Raw genomic sequence first — 12,882 nt, forward strand, 5'->3', positions numbered from 1 at the left:
TTATTACATAGGCTAACTATCTATTTCCAGGCCACCCGATGGGATACCCGCCACATGCCGCAGCTGCGCGAGGAAGGTCGCCCGGTCGTCCCCCCGGACCACGTAGTGACAGGCCGCCAGCCGGATGATCGCCGCGGCGACGATATCGGCGTCGGCACCCTCGACCATCGGCCGGATGAGCGCACGCATGATCGGCATGACGCGGGCGAGTTCGGCCAGCACATGGTCCGGTTCCACATCGACCAGCCGGCCCAGCGAATACGACTCCTGATGATCGACCATGTATCGCAGCGCCGCGTCCAGCCGGGCGGCACCGGCGAGCCCCTCGGTCGCGGCCGCGAAGGCATCCTGCGTGTTCTGCTGTTCGTAGCGCCCGAAGGCGGCGAGCAGTTCGTTCTTCGAGGAGAAGAACCGGTACAGCGTCGGCCGGGAGACCTTGGCCGCCGCCGCGACATCGGACAGGTTCAGCTTGCTGTGGCCGTGGCGGCTCAGCACCTCGAAGGTCGCGCGCAGGATTCGCTCCCGGGTCGGCCCGTTCGAGTTGGCATCCGAAGACGGCATTTACATCCTTTACACTTTTTGTAAGTTATGTAACACTCTATCGAGTACCGCCAGAACTGGTCTGATAGCCCGTTTCAGCTGGTGAACCCGAGCGGCCACCACCGAATCGTACGGACGGCTCTGCGCGGCACATTCCATCCAGCTCCAGCTGTATCGAGGTGAGTCCGATGACGGACACCTGTGTATCCGGCGACGGGATCGTCTTCGACCCGTTCTCCGACGAATTCTTCTCCGACCCGCACGAAATCTACCGCCGCCTACGCGCGCAGGCCCCGGTCCACTTCAATCCCGGATACGGCCTCTGGTCACTCTCGCGCTACCCCGACGTGGCGGCCGGGATGAAGAACTTCGAAACCTTCTCCTCGGCCGAGGGCATCACCCTGGACATGGTCCTGGACCCCGGCCATCCGAAACCGTCCGTGCCGATGATCATCATGATGGACCCGCCCGAGCACACCAGGATGCGCAACCTCGTGCGCAAGGTGTTCACCCCGCGCGCGATAGCGGCGCTGGAACCCATGGTCCGGGACATCATCGCGACATACGTCGAACGGCTGCCCCGCGGCGAATTCGATGTGGTGGCGGACTTCTCGAACCATTTCCCGATCGAGGTGATCAGCTCCATGCTCGGCGTCCCGGCACCGGACCGGGCCCGCCTGCGCGAATTACACGCACTCCCGCTGGAACGCCGGCCCGGGGAAACCGGGATGCGGCCCGAAGCGGCGGAGGCGATCCGGGAAGCCGGGCGGTACTACTTCGAACTGATCCTCGAGCGACGGGCCCGCCCACGCGACGACATGATCAGCCATTTGATCGCGGCCGAGGTCGACCGCGGTGACGGGACGAAGACCGCGCTGACCGATATCGAGATCGCCGGTTTCATCTCTCTGCTGGGCGGCGCGGGCGCCGAAACCGTCGCCAAGCTCGTCGGCATCGCGGCCGTCCTGTTCGCCGACCACCCGGAGCAGTGGCGAGCCCTGCGCGCCGATCGGTCCAAGATTCCCGCGGCATTCGAAGAAGTGCTGCGTTACGACGGGCCCGTGCAGTACGACCTGCGCTACACCCGCACCGAGGTACGGCTGCACGACCGGACCATTCCGCAGGGTAGCTACGTGCTGATGCTGCTCGCCTCGGCCACGCGCGACGAGCAGGCGTTCCCCGACGCCGGCAGCTTCGATATCGACCGGCCGCATTCCGGGCACAACCTGGGCTTCGGTTACGGCATCCACAGTTGCCTGGGTGCCGCACTGGCCCGATTGGAAGGCCGGATCGCACTGGATGCACTGCTCGACGTGATGCCCGAGTACACCGTGGACCGGGCAGGTCTGCGCCGGGCGACGGTCACCAATGTCGCCGGGTGGGCCAACGTGCCGGTCCGGGTCCACTGACAGAGCCGAGGGGGTGGCGGCCTTGCCGCCACCCCCTCGTCAGCGGTCGAGCCGCTCGATGATGGTGGCGTTGGCGGTGCCACCGCCCTCGCAGATGGTGAGCAGGCCGTAGCGGCCGTTGATCCGCTCCAGTTCGTTCAGCAGGGTGGCGAAGAGTTTCGCGCCGGTTGCGCCGAGGGGATGACCCAGTGCGATCGCGCCGCCGTTCACGTTCACCTTCTCCGGGTCGGCGCCGGTCTCCTTCAACCAGGCCAGCACCACGGGGGCGAAGGCCTCGTTGATCTCGATCACGTCGATATCGTCGATGGTCAGGCCGGTCTTCTCCAGCGCCCACCGGGTGGCGGGGATGGGCGCGGTGAGCATGTACAGCGGGTCGGCGCCGCGCGCGCTGACGTGGATGATGCGGGCGCGCGGGGTGAGACCGTATTCCTCGACCGCCCACTCCGAGGCGAGCAGGGCGGCGCTGGCGCCGTCGGAGATCTGCGAGGCGACCGCGGCGGTCAGCGGGCTGCCCTCTTCCAGCGCGGGCAGCGAGGCCATCTTCTCCAGGCTGGTCTCGCGCGGACCCTGGTCGATCCAGAAATCCCCCACCGGCACGATCTCTTTGTCGAACCGGCCCGCCTTGATGGCGGCGCGGGCGCGCTCGTGGCTGCGCAACGCCCACTGCTCCATATCCTCGCGGGTGATTCCCCACTTCTCGGCGATCAACTGCGCGCCGCGGAACTGCGACACCTCGCCGGTGCCGTAGCGGTGATCCCAGCCCTTGGCGCCGACGAACGGCGAATCGAAGCCGTACTCCTTACCGGCGATCATGGCCGCGGAGATCGGGATAGCGCTCATGTTCTGCACCCCGCCGGCCACGATGACCTCGGCGGTACCGCTCATGATGGCCTGGGCGCCGAAGTTGATGGCCTGCTGGCTGGACCCGCACTGCCGGTCCACGGTGACGCCGGGGACCTCTTCCGGATATCCGGCGGTCAGCCACATCGTCCGGCCGATATTGCCGGCCTGTGGACCGACATTGTCCACACAGCCGACGATCACATCGTCGACCCGGGCGGGGTCGATCGAATTGCGGCCGAGCAGGCCCTGCAACGCGGCCGCGCCGAGATCGGCCGGATGGACCTCCGCCAGCGCGCCACCGCGCTTCCCGACCGGGGTGCGCACCGCATCGATCACATACGCCTCACGCAACGGTGCGTAGGGGCGGCGGGCAGCTGTTGCCATGGAGTTTCTCCTAATCGGTGTGGCCCGGCACGGTGAGCCCGTCGAGCACGATGGTGAGGTACTGCTTGGCGAGCGTGTCGACGGTGATCGACCCACCGCCGGGCTGGTACCAGCGGACCGCGACCCAGACCGTGTCGCGCAGGAAGCGGTAGGCAAGGTCGATATCGAGTTCGGGGCGGAAGCTGCCGTCGGCGACGCCGCTGGTGAGGACGCGGCGCCAGAGCTCGCGGAATTCACGGTTGTAGTCGTCGATGTAGGCGAAACGTTCGGCGGCCCGCAGGCGTTTGGCCTCGGACTGGTAGATGGCGACCGCCGCATGGGATCGGTCGAAGGCCTCGTAGGAGGCCAGCACCAGGGCTTCCAGCGTGGCACGCGAATTCAGCCCGGCGGCGACGATCTCGCGGTAGCGTCCGAACAGTTCGTCGAGGAATCCGCGCAGGATCTCGTCCACCATCCCCTCTTTCGAGGAGAAGTGGTGGTACAGACTGCCGGAGAGGATGCCCGCCGCGTCGGCGATATCACGCACCGTGGTGGCACGCACGCCCCGTTCGGCGAACAGTTCTGCCGCCATATCGAGTAGTTCGGTTCGCCGGGCCGATTTCGAGGGGTCGGGTGCGGTCACCCCGCCATGATACAACCAAGCATTTGCTTGGTCCACGGGCGGTGGGTGACCGGCGGGCCCGAGGTTTCCGGCTCCCCCCTCCCTGTCGGAGCCGGACCCCTCGGGCCCGCGTCGCGGAAGAGATACGAATCCCGCACTGCTTCCGTTTATTTGGACGGCCGATATCCGGAACCGGTTCCGCCGCATACCGAATTCCGGCAACCGAATCGGAGAACCGCCGATCGCTGCGAGACGTGCGGCAGCGGGCCCGGGCCCGGCACATACCGGAGGGCGCGCCGGTCCCGTCGGTATATTCGCCGGATGACGACGCCGTTCCCGCAGCGACAGTGGGGTTCCCCCGAGAGTCCGCTGGCCCGCGTGGCAGACAGGTTCGCCGGCACGAAGTTCGGCTCCCGGCTGGTCCGGGCCCTCACCCCACTGGACCGCCGGGTACTCGAACGCACCGGCGCCCGCTACACCGCGCTCGGGCCGATCGGGGCACCGGTGATCCTGTTGACCACCACGGGTCGCCGATCGGGACAGCCGCGCACCCAGCCGCTGCTGTGCGTGCACGACGGTGCCACCCTCTACGTCATCGGCAGCAACTTCGGTGGCGCCCGCCACCCGGCCTGGACCGCCAACCTCCTCGCCGAGCCCAGCGCGACCGTGGCCATCGCGGGAGAACGCATTCCGGTCACCGCCACCCGGGTCGAGGGCGCGGCGGCGGAAACGATTTTCCAGCGTTTCGTCGAGATCACCGGCGCCTACACCGCCTACCGGCACCGCACCGACCGCGAACTGCGTATCTTCGCGCTCACCCGCGCCTGACCCGCTTCTCCCGCACTCCGTCGGGCACGCGAACCCACTGCGGGCACAGCACCGCCTCCGGCAGTACCGAACCCGGCGCACGAGTCCCCGACCGGCGCCGGCGCGATCATCGGCCGACCCCGAAGTGGCCTCGGGCGGCACCGTACGCACGGGTTCTCCTCAGGCGCGCTGGCTGCTGATCGAGACCACCTCGCCGGTGAGGTAGGTGGTGTAGTCGCTGGCGAGCATCGCGATGGTGGCCGCGACCTCCCACGGTTCGGCCGCCCGGCCGAAGGCCTCGCGCTCGGAGAGCCGGTCGAGCAGTTCGCTGGAGCTGGTCTTGTCCAGGAACGCATGCCGGGCGATGCTCGGCGACACCGCGTTGATCCGGACGCCCAGCTCGGCCGCCTCGACCGCGCTGCACCTGGTCAGCGCCATCACACCGGCCTTCGCGGCGGCGTAGTGCGCCTGACCGTACTGGGCCCGCCAACCGAGCACGCTCGCGTTGTTGACGATCACGCCGCCGTGTTTCGCGTCGCGGAAGTAGTTCAGCGCGGCCCGGGTGCAGCGGAAGGTGCCGTTGAGGGTGATGTCGAGGACGCGGTCCCACTGTTCGTCGGTCATATCGACCACCGGCGTCTCACCGCCGAGGCCGGCGTTGTTGACGAGGATATCGACGCCGCCCAGCGCCACGGCCGCCCCACGGACCAGTTCGTCGACCTGCCCGGTGCTGGTGACATCACAGGCGATCGCGGCGACCTTGCGGCCGGTGAACTCCGCGGACAGTTCGGCACGCGTGGCCTCCAGCCGCCGTTCGTGCCAATCCGAGACCACCACATCGGCGCCTTCGGCGAGCAGCCGGCGAGCCGTCGCGGACCCGATCCCGGTACCGGCGGCCGCGGTGACCACGGCCCGGCGGCCGGTGAGCAGCCCGTGCGCCGGGGTCTGCGGGGGCGCGGCCGACAGCGGCCCGCTCACTGCCGGGCCTCACGAGGGAGACCGAGCACCCGCTCGGAGATGATGTTGCGCTGCACTTCGTTCGAACCTCCGTAGATCGTGTCGGCGCGGGTGAACAGATACAGCCGCTGCCATTCGTCGAGATCACCGTCCGCGGCGACGAGTCCGGCGGCGCCGCGCACCGCCATGGCGAGTTCGCCGAGCCCACGATGCCAATTGGCCCAGAGCAGTTTGCCCACCGAGGCCTGGCCGCCGTCGCCGGCGGTCTCGGCCATGGTGCGCAGCGCGTGGGCGCGCAGCACCCGCAGCCCCACCCAGGCACGATCTATCTTGTCCGCCAGCAGTGGATCGTCGAGGGCGCCGGACTCGCGGGCCAGGTTCTCGATCGCCGCGAGTTCCCGGGCGAAGCGGATCTGCTGGCCGAGCGTGGAGATACCGCGTTCGACGTTCAGCGTGCCCATCGCGACCCGCCAGCCGTCGCCCGGTTCGCCCACGACCAGGTCGGCATCGGTGCGCGCGTTGTCGAAGAACACCTCGTTGAACTCGGAGGTGCCGGTGAGCTGCACGATCGGCCGGACCTCGATACCGGGCTGATCCATCGGCACCAGCAGGTACGAAAGCCCTTTGTGGCGTTTCGAACCCGGTTCGGTGCGGCAGACCGCGAAGCACCAGTCGGCCACATGCGCCAGCGAGGTCCAGATCTTCTGCCCGTTGATCGACCATTGGTCGCCGTCGAGGCGGGCGGAGGTCGAGACGGCGGCGAGATCGGAGCCGGCGCCCGGTTCCGAGTAGCCCTGGCACCACAGTTCGGTGACGGTGCGGATTCCCGGCAGGAAGCGGTCGCGCTGGGCGTCGGTCCCGAAGGCCAGCAGGGTGGGGCCGAGTAGTTCCTCACCCACGTGCGAGACCCGCGCGGGCGCGTTCGCCTTCGCGTACTCCTCGTGAAAGATGATCTGCTGCGCGACACTCGCGGCGCGCCCGCCGTATTCCACCGGCCAGCCCAGGCAGGTCCAGCCCGCGGCCGCCAGCGCGCGGTCCCATTCCAGCCGTTCGTCGAAGGCCTCGTGTTCGCGGCCGGGTCCGCCGAGCCCGCGCAGTGCCCGGAATTCCCCGCTGAGCTGCTCGGCGAGCCAGCTCCGCACCTGCTCGGCGAATTCGCCGGCGCTCAGGGCGGCCACGCTGGTCCGTTCGGCCGTCGACCGCGCCCCGGCGGCGTGTTCGGCCGATTGCCGCCCGCCGTCGCGACCGGTACCGGATTCTGAGGTCTGGATAGCACCCACGCCGGTAGGATAACCTACCAAGCACTTGCTTTGTAGACCGCAACTCGCAGACCGCGCACCCGCCCACGGCCGCACGACATCGAGGACACCCGTGACACCCCCTGCGCACACCCCACCGACGGACCGGACCACGCCACTGGCCCTGCACGCCGCCGCCCTGAACTACGGCGCCGCGCCCGCGCTGGCCGACGGACCGGTCCGGCTCGACTGGACCCAACTGCTCGAACAGGTCCAGGACGTGGCACGCGCCCTGCTCGCCCGCGGCATCCGCACCGGTGATCGCGTGGGCATCTGGTCCCCCAATACCCATCACTGGGTGATCGCCGCACTCGGCGCCCACTACGCCGGCGCGACACTGGTCCCGCTCAACACCCGCTACGTCGCCGACGAGGTGGCCGATGTGCTGCGGCGGGTCGACGCCAAGGGCCTGTTCATCGCGGGCACCTTCCTCAAACGCGACCGGCTCGCCGAGTTGCGCACGGCCGCGCCGGACCTGCGGATCGGCACCGTGATCGTGCTCCCGGTGGAAGGCACCGAAGAGCCGGTGCAGGACGCGCTGAACTGGTCCGAGCTGGCCGCGGCCGGCGCCGGGATCACCCGCGAGCAGGCGCGCGAGCGGGCGGAATCGATCAGCCCCGAAGACTTGTCCGACATCCTGTTCACCTCCGGCACCACCGGCCGCAGCAAGGGTGTCCTGATCGCCCACCGGCAGACGCTGTCCGCGGTCCGCGGCTGGACCGAATGCTCGACGCTGAACAGCGACGACAACTATCTGATCGTCAACCCGTTCTTCCACAGCTTCGGCTACAAGGCCGGAATCATCGCCTGCCTGCTCACCGGGGCGACCATGGTCCCGCAGATCGTTTTCGACGTACCGACCACCATGCGGCTCATCGATCAGGAGCAGATCACCGTCCTGCCCGGCCCGCCCACCATCTACCAGTCCATCCTGGATTTCCCGGACCGCGGCGAGTACCGGCTGGCGAGCCTGCGCGTGGCCGTCACAGGCGCGGCGCCGGTACCGGTGGTCCTGGTGGAGCGGATGCGCCGGGAACTGGATTTCGATGTGGTGCTCACCGCGTACGGGCTCTCGGAATCCACCGGATTCGGCACCATGTGCCGGGTCGACGACGACGCCGAGACCATTTCCGCCACCAGCGGCCGCCCCATGGCCGGATTCGAGCTGAAACTCAGCGACGCGGGGGAAATTCTGCTGCGCGGGCCCAACGTCATGCTCGGTTATCTGGACGACCCGGAAAGCACCGCCAGAACGATCGACGCGGACGGCTGGTTGCACACCGGCGATATCGGCGTGATCGACGACCGCGGCTATCTGAAGATCACCGACCGGCTCAAGGACATGTACGTCAGCGGTGGATTCAATGTGTACCCGGCCGAGGTCGAACAGTCCCTGGCCGGATTGGACGGTGTCGCCGTCGTCGCGGTGATCGGCGTGCCCGATACCCGGATGGGTGAGGTGGGCAAGGCCTATATCGTCCGGAAACCGGGTGCCGCGATCGGCGAGGACCAGGTGTTCTCCTATGCCACCAAGGTGCTGGCCAATTTCAAGGTGCCGCGATTCGTCGAATTCCGCGACGAATTGCCCTACAACGCCAGCGGCAAGGTGCTCAAACGCAGGCTACGTGAGGAGAATTCGTAATGTCGGACGGCCCTGCCGCGAACCCCGCGAACGGCGACGGGAGCATTCCCTACGAACCCGATGTGGTGACCTACGAACGCCGCGGCGCGATCGCGGTGGTCACCTTGAACCGGCCCGGCTACCGCAATGCCCAGAACTCGGTGATGACCTACGCGATCGACGCCGCGTTCGAGCGTGCGGTGGCGGACCCCGAGGTCAAGGTCATCGTGCTGGCAGGCAACGGGAAACACTTCAGCGCCGGCCACGACCTGGGCACCCCCGGACGCGACCATCATGTGAAGTACCCGAACAAGGCCGCGCTGTGGTGGGACCATATCGACCGCCCCGGCGGTGATCAGCGCTTCGCCCGCGAGATGGAGGTGTACCTGGGGATGTGCCGCCGCTGGCGGGAGATCCCCAAGCCGACCATCGCCATGGTGCAGGGCGCGTGTATCGCGGGCGGTCTCATGCTGGCCTGGGTCTGCGATCTGATCATCGCCGCGGACGACGCGTTCTTCTCCGACCCCGTGGTGCGCATGGGGATTCCGGGTGTCGAATACTTCGCCCATCCGTGGGTGATGGGTCCCCGGGCCGCCAAGGAATTCCTGTACACCGGTGACCGGTTCGGCGCCGCGCAGGCCAAGGAGTGGGGCATGGTCAACCGGGTCGTGCCGCGCGCCGACCTGGAATCGGAGACCATGGCGCTGGCCGAGAAGATCTCGGCCATGCCGCAGTTCGGGCTGGCGTTGACGAAGAAAGCGGTCAACCAGTCCGAGGACCTCATGGGAATGCGCGCCGGAATGGATTCGGTGTTCGGGCTCCACCATTTCGCGCACGCGCACAACGCCGAGGTCGGAGCGGATTCCCTCGGCGGTATGAACGCCAGAACGATGAAAGCGCAGGCGAGCACGGCCGACGCGAAGAATACGGACGGGAAAGACTGAATGGATCTCGATCTCGACGAAGGCACCCGGGAATTCCAGCGGGAGGTCCGCGAATTCCTGGCCGCGAACGTGCCCGCGGAACCGCTGCCGTCCATGGACACCGAGGCCGGTTTCGAAGCCCATCGCGCCTGGGAACGCACCCTGGCCGAGGCCCGGTTGTCGGTGGTGTCGTGGCCGCGCGAGTTCGGTGGGCGGGACGCGTCGCTGCTGGAATGGGTGCTCTTCGAACAGGAGTACTACGCGGCGGGCGCCCCGGGCCGGGTGAGTCAGAACGGTATCTTCCTGCTGGCCCCCACCCTGTTCGAGCACGGCACCTCAGAGCAGTTGGAGCGGATCATGCCGCGGATGGCCCGCGGCGACGATATCTGGGCCCAGGCCTGGTCGGAGCCGGAGGCCGGTAGCGATCTGGCCGGTATCCGCTCCACCGCCCGGCGCGCCGAGGGCGGTTGGGTGCTCAGCGGCCAGAAGACCTGGAGTTCCCGGGCGGCGTTCGCCGACCGGGCGTTCGGCCTGTTCCGCAGCGACCCCGCCGCCGAGCGGCACCGCGGCCTCACCTACCTGATGTTCCCGCTCGACGCCGACGGCGTCACCGTCCGCCCGATCCCCCAGCTCGACGGGGAGCCCGGGTTCGCGGAGATCTTCCTCGACGATGTCTTCGTTCCCGACAGCGATGTGATCGGCGCCCCCAACGAGGGCTGGCGGGTCGCCATGAGCACCTCCAGCAACGAGCGCGGTCTCTCGCTGCGCAGCCCCGGCCGGTTCAGCGCGACCGCGCGGCGGTTGATCGACCTGTGGACCGAACGCGGCGATACCGGCACCGCGGCCCGCGACGCGGTGGTCGACGCCTGGCTCGGCAGCGAGGCCTACCGGCTGCACACCTTCGGGACGGTCACGCGGCTCGACCAGGGCGGCAAGCTCGGCGCCGAATCGTCGATCACCAAGGTGTTCTGGTCCGAACTCGATATCGCCATGCACGAAACCGCACTGGACCTGCTCGGGCCCGAAGCCGAGCAGGCGAGCCGCTGGACCGACGGCTATCTGTTCTCGCTGTCGGGCCCCATCTACGCCGGCACCAACGAGATCCAACGCAACATCATCGCCGAGCGGCTCCTCGGCCTACCGAGGGGAAGCAACCGATGAAATTCGCGCTCAGCCCGGAGCATCAGGATTTCGGTGCCAGTATCCGCAAACTCTTCGAGTCCGGTTCGACGACCGCCGCGGTGCGGGCGTGGAGCGCCGGCGATCCGGCGCCCGGCCGGGCACTGATCGAACAGCTGGCCGCCGCGGGAGCGTTCGGCCTGACCATCACCGAAGAGTTCGGCGGTCTGGACGCCGAACCGCTGGACCAGGTGGTGGCCTTCGTCGAGATCGGCCGGGCCGCGGCACCCGGGCCGCTGGTGGAGTCGGCGGCCGCGGTCCCCGCGCTGCTCCAAACGCTCGTCGGCACCGACCCCGAACCGGCCCGGCGCTGGTTGCCCGGAGTCTCCGAGGGCACCGTGTCGGCCACCGTCGCCTTCGCCGGTACGGGCGGCCGGGCGATCGCCGTGGACGCCGACCGGGTCGATCTTGTCCTGGTGGCCGACGGTGACCGGATCGGCACGGGACGGGTCGGCGAATCGATGCGCTCGGTGGATCCCGCACGCCGGCTGTTCACGGTCGAGACCGATGAGCTTCTCGCCGAGGGACCGCGGGCCGCCGCGGCCGCCGCGGCCGCTTTCGACGCCGGCGCCCTGGCCAACGCGGCCCAGCTGCTCGGTGCGGGCAAGGCACTGCTCGACGCGTCGGCCGATTACGTCAAGCAGCGCAAACAGTTCGGCCGCCCGATCGGTGAATTCCAGGCGGTCAAACAGAAGCTGGCCGATGTCCTCATCGGGCTCGACCTCGCCGAACCGCTGCTGTACCGGGCCGCGCTGACCACCGCGACGGCCAACCGGGCCCGCGACACCTCCGCCGCGGCTGTCGCCTGCGCCGACGCCGCCTACCGGGCGGCCCGCGCCGCCTTGCAGGTGCACGGCGCCATCGGCTACACCGCCGAATACGACCTGTCGCTGTGGCTGACCCGGGTCACCGCCCTGCGCACCGCCTGGGGCACCCCGGATCTGCACCGCGGCCGGATCGCCGAGGCGCTGCGCGCCGGGTCCGCCGCGGATCCGGCCGGCGCGCTCACCTGACCGGAGAACCGGCAGGTGCGGCGGGAACGCCAGGGTTGCGCTGCCGGTGTCGGTCCGAAACCACGGGAGAAAAGATGATCAGCGAGGAACAGCAGGAGCTGGTGGCGGCGGTCCGGGGGCTGCTGGCCAAACGTGACGCGCGAGCCGGCGTCCGTAAGGCCATGGACACCGACCTGGGCTACGACCCACAGCTGTGGGCGCAGCTGTGCGAACAGGTCGGCGTGGCCGCGCTGGCCGTACCCGAGGAGTTCGGCGGGTTCGGCGCGGGCCTGGCCGAATCCCTGCTCGTGGTCGGCGAACTCGGCCGGACGCTCGCCGATGTGCCGATGCTGGGCTCGGCGGTACTGGGCGTGCAGGCGGTACTGCTCTCCGGTGACGAGGAGGCCTGCGCGCGGCTGCTGCCCGAGGTCGCCGAGGGTCGGCGCACCCTCGCCGTCTGCTGGGCCTCGGCCCGTGGCTGGGACGACTTCGGGGTGCGGGCCGAGGGAGAAACCCTCGGCGGTACGGCCCACTACGTGCTCGACGGCACCGTAGCCGACACTCTGATCGTGGTCACCGAAACCGGACTCTTCGAGGTCGACCCGAGCGCCGACGGTGTCGAGCGGCGCCGGGTCGCCGCCATGGACCCCTCCCGCGCCCTGTCGGAGATCTCGTTCACCGCGACGCCCGCGCGCCGGCTGGGTGACGCGGACCCCGCCCCGATCATCGAACGGCTGCACCGCGTCGCGTGGGCCGCGGTCGCCGCCGAACAGGTGGGCGCGGCCGAATACTGCCTGGAGGCCACGGTCGAGTACACCAAATCCCGGGTGCAGTTCGGCCGGGTCATCGGCAGTTTCCAGGCCCTCAAGCACCGGATGGCCGATATGTACGTACTCGCCGAGTCGGCGAAATCGGCCGCCCTGGCCGCCGGCTTCGCGGTGGCCGAGGACGCGCCGTCGGCCGCCGAGGACGTCTGGGCCGCCCGTCGGCAGTGCTCCGAATCGTTCTCCACGATCGCCGCGGAAACCATCCAGCTGCACGGCGGTATCGCCATCACCTGGGAGCACGACGCGCACCTGTACTTCAAACGCGCCCACGGCGACGCCGAGCTCTTCGGCGTACCGCGGCGTCCGCTGGTCACCGGCTGACGTGCTCGGGCACTCGCGCGAGTACATCGCGGCCAGGGTGATCGATGAAGCCCGGGCGGATGTTCGAGCTGCTCGAAACCGGGGCCGGGCGATGACACGATCGCCGGAGAGGGGCGTCCACAGCTTTTTCGTGAGTCCCCGCTACGAGCAGGGGGTCGAGGAACAGTTTCGCGGAATCCG

12 protein-coding genes are annotated in these 12,882 nt (G+C 68.9%); 7 read left to right on the top strand and 5 right to left on the bottom strand.

Going from position 1 to position 12,882, the window contains the following annotated elements; translation table 11 throughout:
• Positions 1-12: 12 nt before the first annotated feature.
• Positions 13-561, bottom strand: coding sequence for a helix-turn-helix domain-containing protein (locus AB0H42_RS20330; RefSeq protein ID WP_357057900.1), 549 nt, complete (start codon positions 559-561; stop codon positions 13-15).
• A gap of 167 nt (positions 562-728) precedes the next feature.
• Between AB0H42_RS20330 and AB0H42_RS20335 the strand changes: the two genes are divergently transcribed.
• Positions 729-1,949, top strand: a complete 1,221-nt coding sequence (locus tag AB0H42_RS20335) for a cytochrome P450 (RefSeq protein ID WP_357057902.1) — start codon at positions 729-731, stop codon at positions 1,947-1,949.
• A gap of 39 nt (positions 1,950-1,988) precedes the next feature.
• Here AB0H42_RS20335 and AB0H42_RS20340 read toward each other — a convergent pair whose 3' ends face one another.
• Together AB0H42_RS20340 and AB0H42_RS20345 are read right to left on the bottom strand one after the other, a co-directional pair.
• Positions 1,989-3,143, bottom strand: a complete 1,155-nt coding sequence (locus AB0H42_RS20340) for an acetyl-CoA C-acetyltransferase (RefSeq protein ID WP_357058104.1) — start codon at positions 3,141-3,143, stop codon at positions 1,989-1,991.
• A 43-nt stretch (positions 3,144-3,186) separates the two neighbouring features.
• A complete protein-coding gene (locus AB0H42_RS20345) occupies positions 3,187-3,747 on the bottom strand; it encodes a TetR/AcrR family transcriptional regulator (protein WP_357058106.1) in 561 nt (186 codons plus the stop codon).
• A 351-nt stretch (positions 3,748-4,098) separates the two neighbouring features.
• Here AB0H42_RS20345 and AB0H42_RS20350 point away from each other — a divergent pair, with 351 nt between their 5' ends.
• On the top strand, positions 4,099-4,605 hold the full coding sequence (locus AB0H42_RS20350) for a nitroreductase family deazaflavin-dependent oxidoreductase (RefSeq protein ID WP_357057904.1): 507 nt from the start codon (positions 4,099-4,101) through the stop codon (positions 4,603-4,605).
• 159 nt (positions 4,606-4,764) lie between these two features.
• Here the strand turns inward: AB0H42_RS20350 and AB0H42_RS20355 are convergent, their stop codons facing one another.
• Entirely contained in the window at positions 4,765-5,562 is a 798-nt protein-coding gene (locus AB0H42_RS20355; RefSeq protein ID WP_357057906.1) for an SDR family oxidoreductase, read from the bottom strand.
• Positions 5,559-6,719, bottom strand: coding sequence for an acyl-CoA dehydrogenase family protein (locus AB0H42_RS20360; protein WP_357058108.1), 1,161 nt, complete (start codon positions 6,717-6,719; stop codon positions 5,559-5,561). Before AB0H42_RS20360 ends, AB0H42_RS20355 begins: the two co-directional genes overlap by 4 nt.
• Positions 6,720-6,912: 193 nt before the next feature.
• On the opposite strand from AB0H42_RS20360, the gene AB0H42_RS20365 reads away from it, so the two are divergent.
• The 5 genes from AB0H42_RS20365 (at position 6,913) to AB0H42_RS20385 (ending at position 12,702) form a co-directional block, all read left to right on the top strand.
• The gene (locus tag AB0H42_RS20365; RefSeq protein WP_357057908.1) at positions 6,913-8,481 is read left to right on the top strand and encodes a FadD3 family acyl-CoA ligase; all 1,569 of its coding nucleotides are present in this window, start codon (positions 6,913-6,915) and stop codon (positions 8,479-8,481) included.
• A complete protein-coding gene (locus tag AB0H42_RS20370) occupies positions 8,481-9,404 on the top strand; it encodes an enoyl-CoA hydratase (RefSeq protein WP_357057910.1) in 924 nt (307 codons plus the stop codon). The genes AB0H42_RS20365 and AB0H42_RS20370 overlap by 1 nt, the downstream gene beginning before the upstream one ends.
• Positions 9,405-10,544, top strand: a complete 1,140-nt coding sequence (locus tag AB0H42_RS20375; RefSeq protein WP_357057912.1) for an acyl-CoA dehydrogenase family protein — start codon at positions 9,405-9,407, stop codon at positions 10,542-10,544.
• Positions 10,541-11,575: an acyl-CoA dehydrogenase family protein gene (locus tag AB0H42_RS20380; protein WP_357057914.1), complete on the top strand. Its 1,035-nt coding sequence runs from the start codon at positions 10,541-10,543 to the stop codon at positions 11,573-11,575. Before AB0H42_RS20375 ends, AB0H42_RS20380 begins: the two co-directional genes overlap by 4 nt.
• Positions 11,576-11,649: 74 nt before the next feature.
• Complete coding sequence (locus AB0H42_RS20385) at positions 11,650-12,702, top strand: acyl-CoA dehydrogenase family protein (RefSeq protein WP_357057916.1); 1,053 nt, start codon at positions 11,650-11,652, stop codon at positions 12,700-12,702.
• The last annotated feature ends 180 nt before the right edge of the window (positions 12,703-12,882 follow it).

Source organism: Nocardia sp. NPDC050799, assembly GCF_040654015.1.
Taxonomy (GTDB): Bacteria; Actinomycetota; Actinomycetes; order Mycobacteriales; family Mycobacteriaceae; genus Nocardia.

Excerpts from the sequence above, each read along its gene's own strand:
- AB0H42_RS20330 (WP_357057900.1), bottom strand. The coding sequence starts at position 561 with ATGCCGTCTTCGGATGCCAACTCGAACGGGCCGACCCGGGAGCGAATC.
- AB0H42_RS20335 (WP_357057902.1), top strand. The coding sequence starts at position 729 with ATGACGGACACCTGTGTATCCGGCGACGGGATCGTCTTCGACCCGTTC.
- AB0H42_RS20345 (WP_357058106.1), bottom strand. The coding sequence starts at position 3,747 with ATGGCGGCAGAACTGTTCGCCGAACGGGGCGTGCGTGCCACCACGGTG.
- AB0H42_RS20350 (WP_357057904.1), top strand. The coding sequence starts at position 4,099 with ATGACGACGCCGTTCCCGCAGCGACAGTGGGGTTCCCCCGAGAGTCCG.
- AB0H42_RS20370 (WP_357057910.1), top strand. The coding sequence starts at position 8,481 with ATGTCGGACGGCCCTGCCGCGAACCCCGCGAACGGCGACGGGAGCATT.
- AB0H42_RS20375 (WP_357057912.1), top strand. The coding sequence starts at position 9,405 with ATGGATCTCGATCTCGACGAAGGCACCCGGGAATTCCAGCGGGAGGTC.
- AB0H42_RS20380 (WP_357057914.1), top strand. The coding sequence starts at position 10,541 with ATGAAATTCGCGCTCAGCCCGGAGCATCAGGATTTCGGTGCCAGTATC.
- AB0H42_RS20385 (WP_357057916.1), top strand. The coding sequence starts at position 11,650 with ATGATCAGCGAGGAACAGCAGGAGCTGGTGGCGGCGGTCCGGGGGCTG.